Source organism: Streptomyces xiamenensis (assembly GCF_000993785.3).
GTDB lineage: Bacteria > Actinomycetota > Actinomycetes > Streptomycetales > Streptomycetaceae > Streptomyces > Streptomyces xiamenensis.
Map to the genome: position 1 here is coordinate 1,220,059 of NZ_CP009922.3, position 15,620 is coordinate 1,235,678.

15 protein-coding genes are annotated in these 15,620 nt (G+C 71.5%); 9 read left to right on the plus strand and 6 right to left on the minus strand.

The features are described from left to right. Positions 1-23: 23 nt before the first annotated feature. A complete protein-coding gene (locus SXIM_RS05485) occupies positions 24-1,688 on the minus strand; it encodes a purple acid phosphatase family protein (RefSeq protein ID WP_246156836.1) in 1,665 nt (554 codons plus the stop codon). A gap of 258 nt (positions 1,689-1,946) precedes the next feature. Between SXIM_RS05485 and SXIM_RS05490 the strand changes: the two genes are divergently transcribed. Next, positions 1,947-2,465 (plus strand): hypothetical protein, encoded by a 519-nt coding sequence (locus SXIM_RS05490; RefSeq protein ID WP_046723115.1) that lies wholly within the window; start codon positions 1,947-1,949, stop codon positions 2,463-2,465. A gap of 3 nt (positions 2,466-2,468) precedes the next feature. On the opposite strand, the gene SXIM_RS05495 is transcribed toward SXIM_RS05490, so the two are convergent. Then, the gene (locus SXIM_RS05495; RefSeq protein ID WP_420707227.1) at positions 2,469-3,425 is read right to left on the minus strand and encodes an SDR family oxidoreductase; all 957 of its coding nucleotides are present in this window, start codon (positions 3,423-3,425) and stop codon (positions 2,469-2,471) included. 225 nt (positions 3,426-3,650) lie between these two features. Between SXIM_RS05495 and SXIM_RS05505 the strand changes: the two genes are divergently transcribed. The 3 genes from SXIM_RS05505 (at position 3,651) to SXIM_RS05515 (ending at position 6,647) form a co-directional block, all read left to right on the plus strand. Beyond that, on the plus strand, positions 3,651-4,172 hold the full coding sequence (locus tag SXIM_RS05505) for a DUF4240 domain-containing protein (RefSeq protein WP_046723117.1): 522 nt from the start codon (positions 3,651-3,653) through the stop codon (positions 4,170-4,172). Between the two features lies 1 nt (position 4,173). Next, the gene (locus SXIM_RS05510) at positions 4,174-5,136 is read left to right on the plus strand and encodes a TIGR01777 family oxidoreductase (RefSeq protein WP_046723119.1); all 963 of its coding nucleotides are present in this window, start codon (positions 4,174-4,176) and stop codon (positions 5,134-5,136) included. Between the two features lie 209 nt (positions 5,137-5,345). Next, on the plus strand, positions 5,346-6,647 hold the full coding sequence (locus SXIM_RS05515) for an FAD-dependent oxidoreductase (RefSeq protein WP_030734623.1): 1,302 nt from the start codon (positions 5,346-5,348) through the stop codon (positions 6,645-6,647). Between the two features lie 154 nt (positions 6,648-6,801). Here SXIM_RS05515 and SXIM_RS05520 read toward each other — a convergent pair whose 3' ends face one another. Further along, on the minus strand, positions 6,802-8,415 hold the full coding sequence (locus SXIM_RS05520) for an NsdA family TPR-like regulatory protein (protein WP_246156837.1): 1,614 nt from the start codon (positions 8,413-8,415) through the stop codon (positions 6,802-6,804). A 202-nt stretch (positions 8,416-8,617) separates the two neighbouring features. Between SXIM_RS05520 and lipB the strand changes: the two genes are divergently transcribed. The 3 genes from lipB (at position 8,618) to SXIM_RS05535 (ending at position 11,168) form a co-directional block, all read left to right on the plus strand. Beyond that, a complete protein-coding gene (lipB, locus tag SXIM_RS05525) occupies positions 8,618-9,403 on the plus strand; it encodes a lipoyl(octanoyl) transferase LipB (RefSeq protein WP_030734628.1) in 786 nt (261 codons plus the stop codon). 62 nt (positions 9,404-9,465) lie between these two features. After that, a complete protein-coding gene (gene lipA / locus SXIM_RS05530; protein ID WP_030734631.1) occupies positions 9,466-10,410 on the plus strand; it encodes a lipoyl synthase in 945 nt (314 codons plus the stop codon). Positions 10,411-10,457: 47 nt separating this feature from the next. Further along, positions 10,458-11,168, plus strand: coding sequence for a DUF4191 domain-containing protein (locus SXIM_RS05535; RefSeq protein WP_030734634.1), 711 nt, complete (start codon positions 10,458-10,460; stop codon positions 11,166-11,168). Between the two features lie 162 nt (positions 11,169-11,330). Here SXIM_RS05535 and SXIM_RS05540 read toward each other — a convergent pair whose 3' ends face one another. Beyond that, the gene (locus tag SXIM_RS05540; RefSeq protein WP_046725450.1) at positions 11,331-11,735 is read right to left on the minus strand and encodes an RDD family protein; all 405 of its coding nucleotides are present in this window, start codon (positions 11,733-11,735) and stop codon (positions 11,331-11,333) included. 314 nt (positions 11,736-12,049) lie between these two features. Between SXIM_RS05540 and glnA the strand changes: the two genes are divergently transcribed. Then, positions 12,050-13,465, plus strand: a complete 1,416-nt coding sequence (gene glnA, locus SXIM_RS05545) for a type I glutamate--ammonia ligase (RefSeq protein ID WP_030734642.1) — start codon at positions 12,050-12,052, stop codon at positions 13,463-13,465. Positions 13,466-13,574: 109 nt separating this feature from the next. Here the strand turns inward: glnA and SXIM_RS05550 are convergent, their stop codons facing one another. Then, positions 13,575-14,072: an SPW repeat protein gene (locus SXIM_RS05550; RefSeq protein ID WP_030734645.1), complete on the minus strand. Its 498-nt coding sequence runs from the start codon at positions 14,070-14,072 to the stop codon at positions 13,575-13,577. A 227-nt stretch (positions 14,073-14,299) separates the two neighbouring features. On the opposite strand from SXIM_RS05550, the gene SXIM_RS05555 reads away from it, so the two are divergent. Further along, the gene (locus SXIM_RS05555; protein WP_030734648.1) at positions 14,300-14,683 is read left to right on the plus strand and encodes a DUF2795 domain-containing protein; all 384 of its coding nucleotides are present in this window, start codon (positions 14,300-14,302) and stop codon (positions 14,681-14,683) included. Here the strand turns inward: SXIM_RS05555 and SXIM_RS05560 are convergent. Further along, positions 14,680-15,504 (minus strand): polysaccharide deacetylase family protein, encoded by an 825-nt coding sequence (locus SXIM_RS05560; protein WP_030734652.1) that lies wholly within the window; start codon positions 15,502-15,504, stop codon positions 14,680-14,682. The two genes, SXIM_RS05555 and SXIM_RS05560, sit on opposite strands and share 4 nt — an antisense overlap. Positions 15,505-15,620: the final 116 nt, after the last annotated feature.

Below are 15,620 nucleotides of genomic sequence, written 5' to 3' on the forward strand. Positions count from 1 at the left end.
ACCCGCGACCCGTACCGGCGGCGCTACTTGGTGATGGCGATCGACGGGCTGTCGATCCGCTGGTTCTCGCTGGTGAGGTAGACCTCGTAGGAGGTGTCCTTCTTCACCCAGCTCGGCAGCTTCAGGGAGTACGACAGGCGGCCGATCTCATCGGCCTCGACCGTGGCGATGACCCGTTCCTTGTCCTTGCCGTCCACCGTCCGCAGCCGGATCTCGACGCGCTCGCGCGGGTCGTAGCCGAACGCCGACACCTGGACCTTGTCGCCCTTGCGGGCGGTGGTCCGGTCGACGGTGACCTGCTCGCCGGTGGTGTTCTCCTCGGTGCGGATCTCGTTGACGGTGCGCTCGCCGTCCGCGTTCTTGCGGATGAGGAAGCCGTCGTTGTGCTCGCCGTTGGCGAACCGCGACTCGTACCGGATGGTGTCCCCGGTGACGTCGATCATCTGGTAGAGCTGCGCGTTCTCGCCCTGGCGTATGAGTTCGGCGCCGTTGTCGGTCCAGTTGGCACCGTTGTTGAGGTCGTACATCTTGCCGCCGGAGACGGAGACCGCGTACGTGACGCCGTTGTGGACGGTGACCGAGTCGCGGTTGGCGACCTGGTTGCCGCGCCCGTAGGCGTGGTCGTGGCCCTGGAGCACCAGGTCCACGCCGTACTCCTCGAACAGCGGGCCCCACTGGTTACGCACGTTGACGTTGTTGCGGGTGCCGGTCATGGCGTAGACGGGGTGGTGGAAGGTGACCACCGTCCACTGGTTGGGGTTGTCGCTGAGCAGCCCCTCCAGCCACGCGGTCTGCGCGGCCATCAGCTCGGCGTTGCCCTGGAAGTTGGAGTCCAGGCCGATGAAGCGCACGCCCTGGTAGTCCACCGTATAGACGGTCTGCTTGAGTTCCTCGTTGCCCGGGCCGTTGTCGGGGTAGGGGAACTGCGGGCGCCAGAAGGCGGACAGCCGGCCGCTGCTGTACTCGTGGTTGCCGGTGACGGAGAAGTTGTTGACCTGGCCGTCGATGAACCCGCCGGCCTGGTACCACTGGCCCCACTCCTCCTCGGAGTTGGGGGAGTTGATGAGGTCACCGGCGTTGACGATCATCTTCGCCTCGGGCCGGTCGGCGAACGCCTGGCGGAAGACCCGGGGAACGGCAGAATCGATGTAGTTCTGCGCGTCGCCGTAGTAGATGAAGGAGAACGGCTCCAGGCTCTCGGCCGCGGTGGTGAAGTCGGTCCACGCGCTCCAGTTGACGCCGTCCCCGACCCGGTAGGTGTAGCGGGTGTCCGGCTCCAGGTCGGAGAAGGAGACGGTGTGGTACGTGGAGGCGTAGCCCAGGTTGGTGTTGACCGGGGTGGCGGGGCCGGCCTTCACCGTGGTGACCTCGCCGGCGGCGGGCTTCACATCGCCCAGGCCGCGCGGGGCCTTGAGGATCTGGGCCTGGGACGAACCGGCCGGTGCCTCCGCCCGCCAGGTGACGTTCTGGCTGGTCGCCGGGGTGGTGGTGGGCGTCAGCATGACGCGGTCGGGCATCGGGGAAGGCTTGTGGATCTCCGCCGCCGGGTGGGGCGTGGGATCGGTCGGAGAGTCACCGAAGGCCAGCGGGCCGGCGAGCACGCCGCTGGCGAGCAGCGTGGCGCCGCCGAGCACGGCGACCTTGGTACGCGTGGACGCCATGGTCCAGCGTGCGGTGTTGGCAGTCACGGAATGAGGAACCCTTCACGGGCGAGTTCGGTGTGTCCTCCTCGGGCCTGGTGCCCAAGGCGTGTGGATTCAGCCAGGATCAGCCGAACAATCCGCTGTTGCCGTCTTGCCACGGGGTGAACTCTGCGCCATCTCATGGGTGGTGGGGTTCCGGGCGCCGTGCGGCCTTTGGCCGTTTGCCGTCCGTTCGCCGAAGTGTCCCCGGAACGGGATAGTTTCTGGCCGGTCGGACACGGACGAGGTACGAGGAGCGGGCGGATGGCAGCCAGACGCGGGGCGGTCCCGGTGTTCTGCGGCGCGCTGGCGCTGGTGGCCGTGGCACTGCTGCCCGCCGCCGACGCCGCTCCGGCCCCGGGGCCCGCCGTGCCGGACCGCAAGGGCGACACGTTCCTCACCGCCGAGAGCGGCGGGGTCCTCGCCATCGAGGGCGGCGAGTGCTTCACCGACCCCGCCCGCTCCCCGGCGGCGGGCGAGGTCATGGTGCGCTATGTGCCGTGCGACGAGGAGGGCGCAGCCAACCAGGTGTACGGCTTCGTGGCCGCCCCGGACGGCGCCTTCGACCGCGAACGGGTGGCGGCGTTCGCCCGGGAGAGCTGCGGCCGCGGCTTCCGTACGTACTGGCCCGGCGAGGCGGCGGCCGGCCTGGACTTCTATCCCGTCCTGCCGACCGCCGCGACGTGGGACATCGGTGACCGGGACGTCATGTGCGTGGCGTACCGGCCGGGGAGCCCGCTCACCGGCTCCCTGCTGCCCCTGGCCTCGGCCCTGGCCCGATGAGGGTCAGCGGTAGTCGGCCGCGTCCGGCTGCTTCCCCTCCGCCAGGGCTTTGATGAACGGCCAGGCGTCCGGCTGGGAGCCGTCGGTGTCGGTGACCCCGTACTCCTTGGCCAGATCACCGCTGCTCAGCGAGGCGCCGTTCCAGCGCGCCCGCTCGGGGTCGGCGGCCAGCGCGGCGATGCCGCGGCCGATGTAGGTGGGCGATTCGGCGATGGCGAAGGCCGGTTCCCGCTCGATGCCCTCGCGCCAGTTCTCCTCGGTGACCTTGAAGTGGGTGTCCAGCATCGCCTCCGAGCGCAGGAAGCCGGGGGTGACACAGACGGCGGTGCAGCCGTACTTCTTCAGGTCCTCGCCGAGGTTGTACGCCATCCGGATGGGGGCGTTCTTGGCCAGGTCGTAGAAGAAGTTCAGCCGGTAGTCGCGGTTGGACTCCGCCGTGCCGTCCGTCACCTCGATCACCAGGCCGCCCCGGTTGCGGGCCAGCAGCGGGAGCGCGTAGTGACTGGTGACGATGTGGCTCTCCACGCCCAGCCGGAGCATCCGCAGGCCCTGCTCCAGGCCGATCTCCCACATCGGGGGGGTGGCGTGGACGTCCAGGAGGTGGTCGCCGCCCCAGACGTCGTTCACCAGGATGTCCAGCCGACCCTGCTCGCGGTCGATGCGCCCGGTGAGGGCGGCCACCTGCTCGGGTACGAGGTGGTCGGTGGGTACGGCGATGCCCGTACCGCCGCTGCCGCTGTCCGCGCCGGCCGCCGTGATGAGTTCGGCGGTCTCCTCGATGGTCTCGGTGGCCCGGCCGACCTCACTGACCGCGGCCCGGGTGGTGCGACCGGTGGCGTAGACGGTGGCGCCCGCCCGGCCGAGTTCGACGGCCATCGCCCGGCCGGCGCCCCGGGTGGCTCCGGCGACCAGGGCGATCTTCCCGGCGAGGGGTGCGGTCCGTGTTTCCAGGTCTGACACGTGTGTCCTTCCGTTCGTGCGTCGTGCGTCGTGCGTCGTGCGTCGTGCTGCGTGTGTCGTGTTCCGTGCTGCGTGTGTCGTGTTCCGTGCTGCGTGTGTCGTGCCGCGTACGCCGCCTCGCGTGCGTACGGAGTCACCCTGACAGCGAAACCCGACAACCTCTGTCGTACTTTCCGGTGGTCTCGGGATGCGTGTCGCGACCGGGCGGCGGATCCTTGTCCCGTGATGGACGAAACGGATTTCTGGGAGATCGTCGACGCCGCCCGGGAAGGGGCGGAGGGCGACCCGGTGGTGACCGCCGACCTCATCGTCGAACGTCTGAGCGATCTCGATCCGGAATCCGTCACCGACTTCGCCCGCCACTTCGAGGCCCGCTTCAACCGCGCCTACCGCTGGGACCTGTGGGGCGCCGCCTGGGTGATCCTGGACGGCGCCAGCGACGACTGCTTCGAGAACTTCCGCTGCTGGCTCATCGCCCAGGGCCGGCACGTCTTCGAGGGCGCGCTGCACGACCCCGACACGCTCGCCGAACTGCTTCCCCAGGATTTCGACCCCGAACAGGACGGCGAGGCGGAGGAGGTCGGCTACGCGGCGTACGACGCCTACGAGCGGCTGACCGGCGTCGAACTGCCCGAACTCGGCTTCGAGGAACCACCGGAGGAACCCGAGGGCTCACCGGTGGATTTCGAGGACTCCGGCGTGCTGGCCACGGCCTACCCCCGATTGTGGGCCCGCTTCCGCGCTTAGCATGGCCGCCATGCCCAAGCGATCACAGCGACCCGCCGCCACCCCCCGCCCCCGTATCGCCGTCACCGGCTCCTCCGGTCTGATCGGCACCGCCCTCACTTCCGCCCTGCGCGCGGACGGCACCGACGTCGTACGGCTGGTGCGCCGCCCGCCCGGCGCGGCGGACGAGCGGTGGTGGGACCCCAGCGGCCGGCAGCAGGAGAGCACCGCCGCCTCCATCGCCGGCTGCGAGGCCGTGGTGCACCTGGCCGGGGCCGGGGTCGGCGACCACCGCTGGACCGCCCGCTACAAGCAGGAGATCCGGGACAGCCGTGTCCTGGGCACCGCCGCGATCGCCGCCGCCATCGCCTCGCTGCCCGAGGCGGACCGGCCCCGGACGCTGGTGTGCGGCAGCGCGATCGGCTGGTACGGGGACACCGGCACCGATCCGGTGGACGAGGACGCCCCGGCGGGCAGCGGCTTCCTGGCGGACGTCTGCCGCGAGTGGGAGGCGGCGGCCGTGCCGGCGGCCGAGGCCGGGGTCCGTACGGTGTACGCGCGCACCGGCCTGGTGGTGGCCCGCTCGGGCGGGGCGTGGGGAAGGCTGTTTCCGCTGTTCAAGGCGGGGCTCGGCGGGCGGCTCGGGGACGGCAACCAGTTCTGGAGCGCGATCTCGCTGGCCGACCACATCGCGGCGCTGCGCTTCCTGCTGGCCGAAGAGCCGGGCCTGTCCGGGCCGGTGAACCTGACCGGGCCGCATCCGGTCACCAACCGCGAGGCGACCCGGGTGATGGGCGAAGTGCTGCACCGGCCCACAGTGTTCACGGCTCCGGCGCCGCTGCTGCGGGTGGCGCTCGGCCAGTTCTCGGAGGATGTGCTGGGCAGCCAGCGGGTGCTGCCGCGCCGGCTGCTGGAGGCCGGCTTCACCTTCACGCACCCCACCGTGGAGGACGCGGTACGGGCCGCGCTCGCCAACGAAAGCTGATGTACCGGCGTTCGGCGGTGTACTGAGGCACATAGTGCGACCTGCGTGCGCCTGTGCCCGGTGCGTGCGCTCTGCCGCATTCCGGACGTCGTGAGAGGGTCAGCGTCGGTCCGGGCGGCGTTGCCCGTGCCGCGAATGGGCAGCAGCCCCTGCGGGCGGGCCCACCCATGGCCCGTCCGGCAAGCGCCGACCGCCTCATGGGAGGGCCCGTGCTGAGCAGCCGAACGCAAGCAGTGGATTCCGACGTCGTCGTCATCGGGGCAGGTACGGCGGGTCTCGCCGCCGCCCGCAGAGTGCGGGACGCCGGGCTGACGGTGACGGTCCTGGAGGCGGCCGACCGGATCGGGGGCCGGATGGCCACCGCCTCCCGGGACGGCTTCCTCCTCGACCGGAGCAGCCGGCTGACGGCCCCGGGCCTGCCGGAGGAGGCGGTGTGCCGGCTGACGGGGGGCGCGCTGCTGCACGGGGCGCGGGGTGAGGTGCACCGGGTGGGTGAGGCGCAGGGCGGCGGCGCCACCACGGCGGCGGACGTGGCCGCCGACGACGGCCGGGCGCGGCGGAGCCGTTCGCTCATCACCGCGTTCGACCACTCGTGGCTGCGGGCCAACCTCGCCCGGCTCGGGCAGCTTCCCGACGAGCGGCTGGCGGCCCGGCCGGAGCTGCCGGTGGCGGACGCGCTGTCCGCGCGGGGCATACCGGCGCGGATCGCAGAAGGCTTTCTGCGTCCGCTGCTCTCGGCGCTGCTCCATGACCCGCGGCTCGCCACCTCCAGCCGGCTGGGCGATCTGACGCTGCGGTCCTTCGCCCGGGAGGGCCTGGCACTGGCGGCGGGCGGCTCCGGCGCCCACGCGCGCGGCCTGGCGGAAGGACTGCCGGAGGATGCCGTCCGCACCGGGGTACGCGTCACCTCCGTGTCCACCTCCCGGGTGGAGACGGAACGGCACGGGACCGTACGCTGCCGGGCCGTCGTCCTGGCCACCGGGGCGCGGGAGGCCGCGCGGCTGCTGCCGGGGCTGCGGGTGCCGCGGTTCCGGCCGGTGACGGTGCTGCACCACGCCGTCCCGGGGCCGGGGCCGCAGACCGGCCCGGCGCTGCTCGTCGACGCGGTGCCGGAGCGCGGGCCCCTCAGCTACTCGCTGGTCGCCTCGGCCGCCGACCCCTCCCGGGCGCCGGAGGGCGCGGCGCTGGTCACCTCGGTGGTGCTGGGGCCCGCGGCGGGCGAACCGGCCGAGATCCTGGACAAGGCAGCCCGCCCTCAGCTGACGGCGCTGTACGGGACCCCGGCCCATGAGTGGCGGCTGCTGGCCGCGCACCACGATCCGCAGGCCGTACCGCTGAACCCGCCCCCGTACGCGGGACCGCGCCGCACCCGGCTGCTGGACGGCCTGTACATCTGCGGCGACCACCGCGGGGCGGATGATCCGGACACGGCGCGGACGGCGGTCGCCGCCCTGCTGGAGGACTTCGGGCGGCCGGTGCTGAGCGAGCCGAACACCAGCGCCGCGGCCTGACGCCGGTGACGCGGGCAGGGGCACGGCCCAGCCGGCCCGCACGCCGGTGTTGCGGGTCGCGCCGGGTGGTTCCGACCCCTGCACGGGGCCGGAACCACCCGGCGCGCGCCCGTTGTGCCCGCGCCCCCGGGCCGGGCCGCCCGCACCGTCCGTGTCAGGTCAGGGCGGCCACCTTCTCCCGGTAGCCCCGCACCGCGAGCGAGTCGCGGTAGGGGTCCAGGCGCCGTTCGAAGTCCTGGAGGTACTCGTGCGCCCGCGCCGAGCGCATGTCGGTCGCCTGCTGGGCGGCCTCGACCGCCAGGGCGCACGCGTGGTCCACGTCGCCCAGGCCCAGTTTCGCCGTGGCCAGCACCACCCGGCAGAACAGCCGGCTGCGCGCGTAGCCGTTGGCCCGCAGTTGCAGGGAGCGTTCCGCGTAGCGCGCCGAGGTCCGGTACTGCTGGAGGTCGCGGTGACAGTGCGCGAACTCGTCCGCCAGCTGCGCCTCGTCGAAGAACCGCGCCCAGGTGGGCACCTCCTCCCCCGGCCTGGCCGCCTCCAGGGCGCGCTCCGCCCTGGCGAGCGCCGCCGAGCAGGCCCGCACCTCCCCCAGCAGTCCGTGCCCGCGCGCCTCGACCGCGTGCAGCAGCGCCTGGACGGCCGGTGGTACGGAGCTGGCCATGCCCTGCTGGGCGACCCGCGCCAGCTGCACCGCTTCGCGCCCGTGCCCCAGGTAGACGGCCTGCCGGCTCATCGACACCAGGACATAGCTGCCGTACGAGCGGTCCCCGGCGGCCTGGGCCAGCCGCAGCGCCTGGACGAAGTACCGCTGGGCGAGGCCGTGGGCGGCGATGTCGTACGCCGTCCAGCCGGCCAGCCGGGTCAGGTCGGCGGCGGCGGAGAACAGCCGGCGGCCGGTCTGCTCCCCGTAGGTGCCGCGCAGCATCGGCTCCAGCTCGTGTTCCAGGTACCGCACCAGCGCCTGCCGGGCGTGGCCGCCGCCGTAGGCGTTGTCGAGCGCGCGGAACAGCTCGGCGACCGACCGCAGGGCCGCGATGTCGCCGCCGGTGACGCGCTGCCCGGGGCCGCGTTCGACGCGGTCGGTGCCGCCTCCCGCCCCGGCACGGTTCGCGGCGACGGCGCTGGCGGCGCGGTGCCGGGTCTGTTCGGGCACCCGGGGGTGCGCGGTGAGCCCGGCCAGGCTGGGCAGTCCGGTGATGCCGCCCACCGGGTCCGGCGGGTCGCCGCGCGCCACCCGGTCGTCCGGGCGCCCGATGAGCCAGTCACGGCTGGGCACCACGAGCCCCGCCGGGGTGAAGGCGATCTTGCGCAGCTCGGCGTAGCTGCCGGAGTCCTTGCGCCACAGGCCGGCGACGATGTCGACGGCCTCGGCGGGGGTCGCGGCGAACTCGAGCCCCGCGTACACGGGCGCGCAGGCCTCCAGACCGAGGTCCTGGGCGGAGAGCCGGCGGCCGAGGCGGCGGGTGAAGACCTCGGCGATCAGCGCGGGCGTGGTGCCGCGCGGTCGCTGGCCGCGCAGCCAGCGGGTGACGGAGGTCTTGTCGTACCGCAGATCAAGCCCGTGTTCGAGGCCGAGCTGGTCGACGCGGCGGGCGAGACCGGCGTGCGAGAAGCCGGCTTCGGCGATCAGGGCGGCCAGTTGCCGGTTGGGGGTGCGCTGCCCGGAGGGAGGCGGGGCCGGCGGCGGCGTGCTGCCGGGCGCGACGGCCCGTGGGGCGTGCGCGGGTGGGGGTACGGAGGGGGTCCCTCCGGGTCGTTCCGTGGACATCGGCGATGCGGTCTCCTGCCTTACGGCTGTGCGGCTGGAACGGCGTGAATGTAACGGTCTCTCCCCACCTGATCGGCCCGTCTGCGGATGATTCATCCATATGTGTGAGGACCGGGGCACACGCTTACCTGTCGGAGCACGGCCGTACAGTGGTTCGGGACGCTGCGCGCGTCGTGGTTCTGCACCGGGAGAGTGAGCGGCAGTGAGTGAGCTGCGCTTTGTCCATCTGGGCTTCGGGGACGAAGCCGTCGAGTATCACGCGGCCTGGCAGGAGCAGCGGCGGGTGCACACCGCGCGCTTCGCCGACGAGGTTCCCGACACCTGTCTGCTGTTGGAGCACCAGTCGGTGTACACGGCGGGGCGGCGTACCGAGGACAGTGAACGGCCCCTGGACGGCACTCCGGTCATCGACATCGACCGGGGCGGGAAGATCACCTGGCACGGCCCCGGGCAGCTGGTGGGGTATCCGATCCTGAAGCTGCCGCGCCCGGTGGACGTGATCGCGCACGTGCGGCGGCTGGAGGAGGCGGTGATCCGCACCTGTGCGGAGTTCGGCCTGGAGACCACGCGGGTGGAGGGCCGCAGCGGGGTGTGGGTCCTGGGGGACTCGGTGCCCGCGCCGGCGTCCGTGACCGGAGGGCTCAGGCTCGACTTCGATCCGCGGCTGAACGACGAGGAGTTCGATCCCCGGCTGGCCGGCCCCCAGTACGCGCCGTCGAACGCGGGGCAGCGCGGCGAGGACCGCAAGCTGTGCGCGATCGGCATCCGGGTGGCCAAGGGCGTCACGATGCACGGCTTCTCGCTGAACTGCGACCCGGACAACACCTCGTACGACCGGATCGTGCCGTGCGGCATCCGGGACGCGGGTGTGACATCGCTCTCCCAGGAGCTGGGGCGGCGGGTGCCGGTGGCGGAGGTGCTGCCCGTGGTGGAGAAGCATCTGCGGGCGGTTCTGGAGGACACGGTCCCCCTCCCCCGCGCGGTCTGACCTCATAAGCACAGGCGTACGCTGAGATACGCCGATGAACCAAAAGTGGTAGGGAGGCGGACGTGTCCGCTGTCGCGCCCGACGGTCGTAAGATGCTGCGCCTTGAGGTCCGGAACAGCCAGACCCCGATCGAACGCAAGCCCGAGTGGATCAAGACCAGGGCCACGATGGGTCCTGAGTACAAGGACCTGCTGGGTCTGGTGAAGCGGGAGGGGCTGCACACGGTCTGCCAGGAGGCGGGCTGTCCCAACATCTTCGAATGCTGGGAGGACCGGGAGGCCACGTTCCTGATCGGGGGCGAGCAGTGCACCCGGCGCTGCGACTTCTGCCAGATCGACACCGGCAAGCCGGCCGAGCTCGACCGGGACGAGCCGCGCCGGGTGGCCGAGTCCGTCCGGCAGATGGAGCTGAAGTACGCCACCATCACCGGGGTCGCCCGTGACGACCTGGAGGACGGCGGGGCCTGGCTGTACGCGGAGACGGTCCGGCAGATCCACACGCTGCTCCCCGGCACCGGGGTGGAGCTGCTGATCCCGGACTTCAACGCGGTGCCCGAGCAGCTGGCCGAGGTGTTCTCCTCGCGGCCCGAGGTGCTGGCGCACAACGTGGAGACGGTGCCGAGGATCTTCAAGCGGATCCGGCCCGGCTTCCGTTACGAGCGGTCACTGGAAGTGATCACGCGGGCGCGCGAGGCGGGCCTGGTCACCAAGTCCAACCTGATCCTGGGCCTGGGCGAGACCCGCGAGGAGGTCAGCGACGCGCTGCGCCAGATGCACGACGCGGGCACCGAGCTGGTCACGATCACCCAGTACCTGCGGCCCACGCCGCGGCACCACCCCGTGGAGCGCTGGGTGAAGCCGGCGGAGTTCGTGGAGCTCCAGCAGGAGGCCGAGGAGATCGGCTACGCGGGGGTCATGTCCGGCCCGCTGGTGCGTTCGTCGTACCGGGCGGGGCGGCTGTACCGGCAGGCGCTGGAGCGGCGCGAGGCGGCGTCCCCGGCGGCCTGAGCCGCCCTGGGCGCCGGTGTCGGCGGGACGGCCGTAAACTTGCCGACATGGCGCGGAAGGACAAGGAACAAGATTCCGAGAACCCAGGGCGGCTCAAGCAGATCGCTCTGACGTACAAGATGACCAAGCGGGTCGATCGGTGGATCGGCCTGGTCATCTCTGCAGTCGGCCTGGGCACCTTCGGTGTGATCCTTGGCATCGGCTTTCTGATCGGTCACCCGATCTATCTGGGCATCCTGGGCTTCCTGGTCGCTTTGCTGACCACGGCCATCGTCTTCGGGCGGCGGGCCGAACGGGCGGCTTTCAGCCAGATGGAGGGGCAGCCGGGAGCGGCCGCCGCCGTGCTGGAGAACCTGCGGCGCGGCTTCGTGTTCACCCCGGCGGTGGCGATCAACCGCCAGCAGGACGTGGTGCACCGGGCGGTCGGCAAGTGCGGCGTGGTGCTGGTCGGCGAGGGCAACCCGAACCGGGTGAAGACGCTCATGGCCGCCGAGAAGCGCCGGATGAACCGGGTGGTCTCGGAGGTGCCGGTGCACGACGTGCTCGTCGGCACCGGCGAGGACCAGGTGCCGCTGAAGAAGCTGCGGAGCAAGGTCATGAAGTTCCCGCGGGTGCTGCCGGGCCACCGGGTCACCGAGGTGAACGACCGGCTGCGCGCGATGGGCGACCTGATGAGCAACATGCCGCTGCCGAAGGGCCCGATGCCCAAGGGTATGAAGCTGCCGAAGGGCGGCCCGCAGCAGCGCAGGGGGCGCTGAGCGAACCCGTCACGGATGACGGGTGGACATCGAACGGAAGGGCCCGGCGGTCGATCCCGCCGGGCCCTTCCGCTGTGTCCGTCCTCCGTACCTCGGTGCCGCGGTGCCGCGATGCCGTCGCTGGTCGTCCCGGTCGCCCGCCGGCGTCGGGGCCCGGTGGGCTCAGACGCGGAGCTGTACGGCCTCGGTGAGCCGGTCGTGGAGCCCGCGGCTGTCGCGGTCCCAGATCAGGGCCGGGACGGCGAGCGCGAGCAGGACCGTACGGGCGGCGGCGCGCGGGAAGCTCAGCCGCTCCCCGCTGAGGTGGACGACGCGCAGGCCCAGCAGCCGCTTGCCCGGGGTGGAGCCCAGGGTGCCGACGGTGAGGATGCCGGTGACGGTGAAGACCAGCAGGGTCCAGTTGCCCAGCGAGCTCGGGCCGTCGGCGAGCAGACCGTATGCGATCAGGGCGCACAGCGCCCAGTCGACACAGATGGCCGCCACCCGCCGGCCGAGCGAGGCGATGGAGCCCGGCCCGTGCTCGGGGAGGCCGAAGCGCTCGCCCCGGTAGCCGAAGTCGACCCCCATGCTCTCGGCGGTGGCCCGGGGGCCGGAGAGCCAGGATCCGATGACCTGTCGATTGTCGAGCTCTTTGTCCGCCTCTTTGTCCACCCGTCCACGGTAGCGCGGTCCGCCCGGCGGTCTCCGGGCGGCTCCCGCCGCGGGCGCCCACCGGCCAGTCGCCGGAGGTTGCTCCGGTTGGCTGGTTAACATCGGCGAAACACGAGGGTCATGCCCGAGAAATGGCCGGTTCTTAGGGTCGGCCCCGGCAGGTCCGTGCCCCGGGCCCGCACCCGAGCTGCGCATTCCCCGCCCGATGGGTGGGCAAGGAGGACGATCGGATGTTCCAGAACGCCGACGAGATCAAGAAGTACATTGCGGATAACGACGTCAAATTCATCGACGTCCGCTTCTGCGATCTGCCGGGCATCATGCAGCACGTCACGCTCCCGGTCCAGGCTTTCGACCCGGATGAGCAGCTGATGTTCGACGGCTCGTCGATCCGCGGCTTCCAGGCCATCCACGAGTCCGACATGGCGCTCGTCCCTGACCTCTCCACCGCGCGTCTCGACCCGTTCCGCAAGGACAAGACGGTCAACATCAACTTCTTCATCCAGGACCCGATCACGGGCGAGGCGTACAGCCGCGACCCGCGCAACGTGGCGAAGAAGGCCGAGGCCTACCTGGCCTCCTCCGGCATCGCCGACACCGCGTACTTCGGGCCCGAGGCGGAGTTCTACGTCTTCGACGACGTGCGCTTCGAGACCAAGTCGAACGCCGGCTACTACTACATCGACTCCGAGGCGGGCGCCTGGAACACCGGCGCCATCGAGGAGGGCGGCAACCGCGGGTACAAGGTCCGCTACAAGGGCGGCTACTTCCCCGCCCCGCCGGTCGACCACTTCGCCGACCTGCGCGCGGAGATCACCCTGGAGCTGATCAACGCCGGTCTTGAGGTCGAGCGCCAGCACCACGAGGTGGGCACCGCGGGCCAGGCGGAGATCAACTACAAGTACAACACCCTGCTGGCCGCCGCCGACGATCTGATGCTGTTCAAGTACATCGTCAAGAACGTCGCCTGGCGCAACGGCAAGACCGCCACCTTCATGCCCAAGCCGATCTTCGGTGACAACGGCTCCGGCATGCACGTCCACCAGTCGCTGTGGACGGGCGGCTCCCCGCTCTTCTACGACGAGCAGGGGTACGCGGGCCTGTCCGACATGGCCCGCTACTACATCGGCGGCATCCTCAAGCACGCCCCGTCGCTGCTGGCGTTCACCAACCCGACGCTGAACTCGTACCACCGTCTGGTGCCGGGCTTCGAGGCCCCCGTCAACATGGTGTACTCGCAGCGCAACCGCTCGGCCGCGATGCGCATCCCGATCACGGGCTCCAACCCGAAGGCCAAGCGCGTGGAGTTCCGCGCCCCGGACCCGTCCTCCAACCCGTACCTGGCCTTCTCCGCCCTGCTGCTGGCGGGCCTGGACGGCGTCAAGAACAAGATCGAGCCGCCGGAGCCGGTCGACAAGGACCTGTACGAGCTGGCCCCCGAGGAGCACGCGGAGCTGGCCCAGGTCCCGACCTCCCTGCCGGCCGTGCTGGAGGCCCTGGAGGAGGACAACGACTACCTGCTGGCGGGTGGCGTCTTCACCACTGACCTGATCGAGACCTGGGTGGACTTCAAGCGCGAGAAGGAAATCGCGCCGATGGCCCAGCGCCCGCACCCGCACGAGTTCGAGCTGTACTTCGACGTGTAAGCGGATCGGCACCGCGCGCAGGCGCGGAACGCACCGGCGGGCAGTCCCTGATGGGGCTGCCCGCCGGGCTTTTCGGCGTTGTTCTGTTGTGTCTATGTGCGACTCCCTGTCAGGTCGTCATCCTCTCGCTGTGGGTGTGGCGCTTGCGGCGCATCGCCAGTGCCGCGCCGGTGGCTGCCAGTCCCAGAAGGAAGATGACACCGCCGACGATGATCTGGCTGAGGATGATGCCGCCGCTGGCGCCACTGCCCACCGTCCAGATCGCAACGATCGACCACGCTCCGATGACGCACAGGGCCAGGCCCATGCCGTGCATCCGCTCCGGCACCAGGGCGAAGCCCAGCGCCAGCACCGCCACCGCGATTCCGAGGATCAGGTTGTGTATGCCCAGACGCGGCTGGGCGGCGATGAACGTCGGCACCAGCCAGGCGGAGACCGCCAGATACAGGCCGGCCAGGAAGACCGGTGCGTCCACCAGCGGCACTGTCGCGCCACCTGTCACACGGGAGTAGCGCTCCCGCATCTCACGTGCGTCGGGGTGGTCCGCCATGCTGGTGTCCCTGCGATGGGAGACGTCCGTACCCCTGTGGTGTGAGACGTCGGCCATGCGACTCGCCTCCTTCTGTGGGATTCGTGCGACCGCGCTGTCTCAGTCTCATTTACAGACCTTGCTCCCATTGTGTACCCATTGCCCCGTTTGGCGCATTTCGGGCCAGATATTTTTTTCTGCCCCGGAGTACGGGTCTGGGATCGCGGCTCCGCACCGCGTTACCGCTGGTTTCTCTCTCAAACCCCGGGTACCCGCCGGGCCCGGCACCGAAGGAGGGACCTGACATGCAGGAACGGGGCAGCAGTCGGCTGAGCGCGCATCAGGACGATCAGCTGAAGCACGAGGTGGAAGGGGTGCTGCGGGCGGACCGGCCCACCCGGGCCGACGCCTGGCGGGATCCGGAGCCGGTGGAGGGCGCGGACGGCGCGACGCCGCCACCCGGTGCGGGGGACGACCGGGAGGTGCGCGACGAGGCGTTCCGTTTCGAGCTGGCGCGGCATCTGCGGCGGACCGGGTTCCCGGCGAAGCGGTCGGAGGTCCTGCGCACCCTGCTGGAGGAGCGGGCGCCGGACGAGCTGATCGATCAGGTGCGGTCGCTGCCGCGGCGCAGCAGCTACGCGAATGTGCAGGAGCTGGTGGCGGCGCTGGGGCGGGCTCCGCGCTCCTAGACGGGGGGCGCGGTGGGCAGGACCAGTTCGTAGCCGCGGTCCAGGAGCTTGGGAAGGACCTGGCCGAGGGCGGTGACCGTCTGGGAACGGTCGCCGCCTCCGTCGTGGGTGAGGACGATCGCCCCGGAGTGGGCGCCCTCCAGGACCGAGCCGGCGATGCTGGAGGTGCCGGGTCTGGCCCAGTCGTTGGTGTCGACGGACCAGCCCAGGGGTTCCATGCCGAGTTCGGCGCAGACGGTGAGGGACGCCTTGTCCCAGGCGCCGTACGGGGCGCGGGCGAGGTCGGGCGGGGCGCCGAGGATGTCCTGGATGATGTCGCAGGTGTCGCCCAGCTCGCGGCGCACCCGCTTCTGCGAGAGAGTGTCCAGCTGCGGATGGCTCCAGGAGTGGTTGGCCACCACATGGCCCTCGTCGGCGATGGCGCGCACCAGGTCGGGGTGGGAGTGGGCGTTCTCGCCGATGACGAAGAAGGTGCCGGGAACCTTGTACGTGCGCAGCAGCTTGAGCACCTGGGGCGTGTACGTGGGGTGCGGGCCGTCGTCCAGGGTGATGGCGATCTTCTTGCCCGGGGTGGCGAGGGTCAGGGCGGCCTCGGCGCGCACCGGCAGCGGCTGCCGGGGTGGCGTGGTCCGGGCGGCACTGCCGGAGGTGAAGGGGCGCAGGCGGTAGGAGTCCGCGGCGGGGGCCGCCGGTGCGGCGGGGCCCGGGGCCGCGCCGGCCGTGCCCGTACCGGCGCCGGAGGAGGAGCACGCGGTCAGCAGGCGGTCGAGGCCGAGGATGCTGAGGCAGGCGGTGGCGCCGAGCAGGACGCGGCGGGGCACGGCGGACTTCTCTGAGACTTCCGATGACATGATTAACGGATCTCATGCCTTGGAAGGGCTCACCACCGCCCGCGTCCGTTCGGAGCACCGGCGCCCGGGCCCGCCCGGCACCCACC

Coding starts and splice junctions, on each gene's coding strand:
- SXIM_RS05550 (WP_030734645.1), bottom strand. CDS start 14,072: ATGGCCGACGTCTCACACCACAGGGGTACGGACGTCTCCCATCGCAGG.
- SXIM_RS05540 (WP_046725450.1), bottom strand. CDS start 11,735: ATGGGGGTCGACTTCGGCTACCGGGGCGAGCGCTTCGGCCTCCCCGAG.
- SXIM_RS05555 (WP_030734648.1), top strand. CDS start 14,300: ATGCAGGAACGGGGCAGCAGTCGGCTGAGCGCGCATCAGGACGATCAG.
- glnA (WP_030734642.1), top strand. CDS start 12,050: ATGTTCCAGAACGCCGACGAGATCAAGAAGTACATTGCGGATAACGAC.
- SXIM_RS05505 (WP_046723117.1), top strand. CDS start 3,651: ATGGACGAAACGGATTTCTGGGAGATCGTCGACGCCGCCCGGGAAGGG.
- SXIM_RS05490 (WP_046723115.1), top strand. CDS start 1,947: ATGGCAGCCAGACGCGGGGCGGTCCCGGTGTTCTGCGGCGCGCTGGCG.
- SXIM_RS05535 (WP_030734634.1), top strand. CDS start 10,458: ATGGCGCGGAAGGACAAGGAACAAGATTCCGAGAACCCAGGGCGGCTC.
- SXIM_RS05520 (WP_246156837.1), bottom strand. CDS start 8,415: ATGTCCACGGAACGACCCGGAGGGACCCCCTCCGTACCCCCACCCGCG.
- SXIM_RS05510 (WP_046723119.1), top strand. CDS start 4,174: ATGGCCGCCATGCCCAAGCGATCACAGCGACCCGCCGCCACCCCCCGC.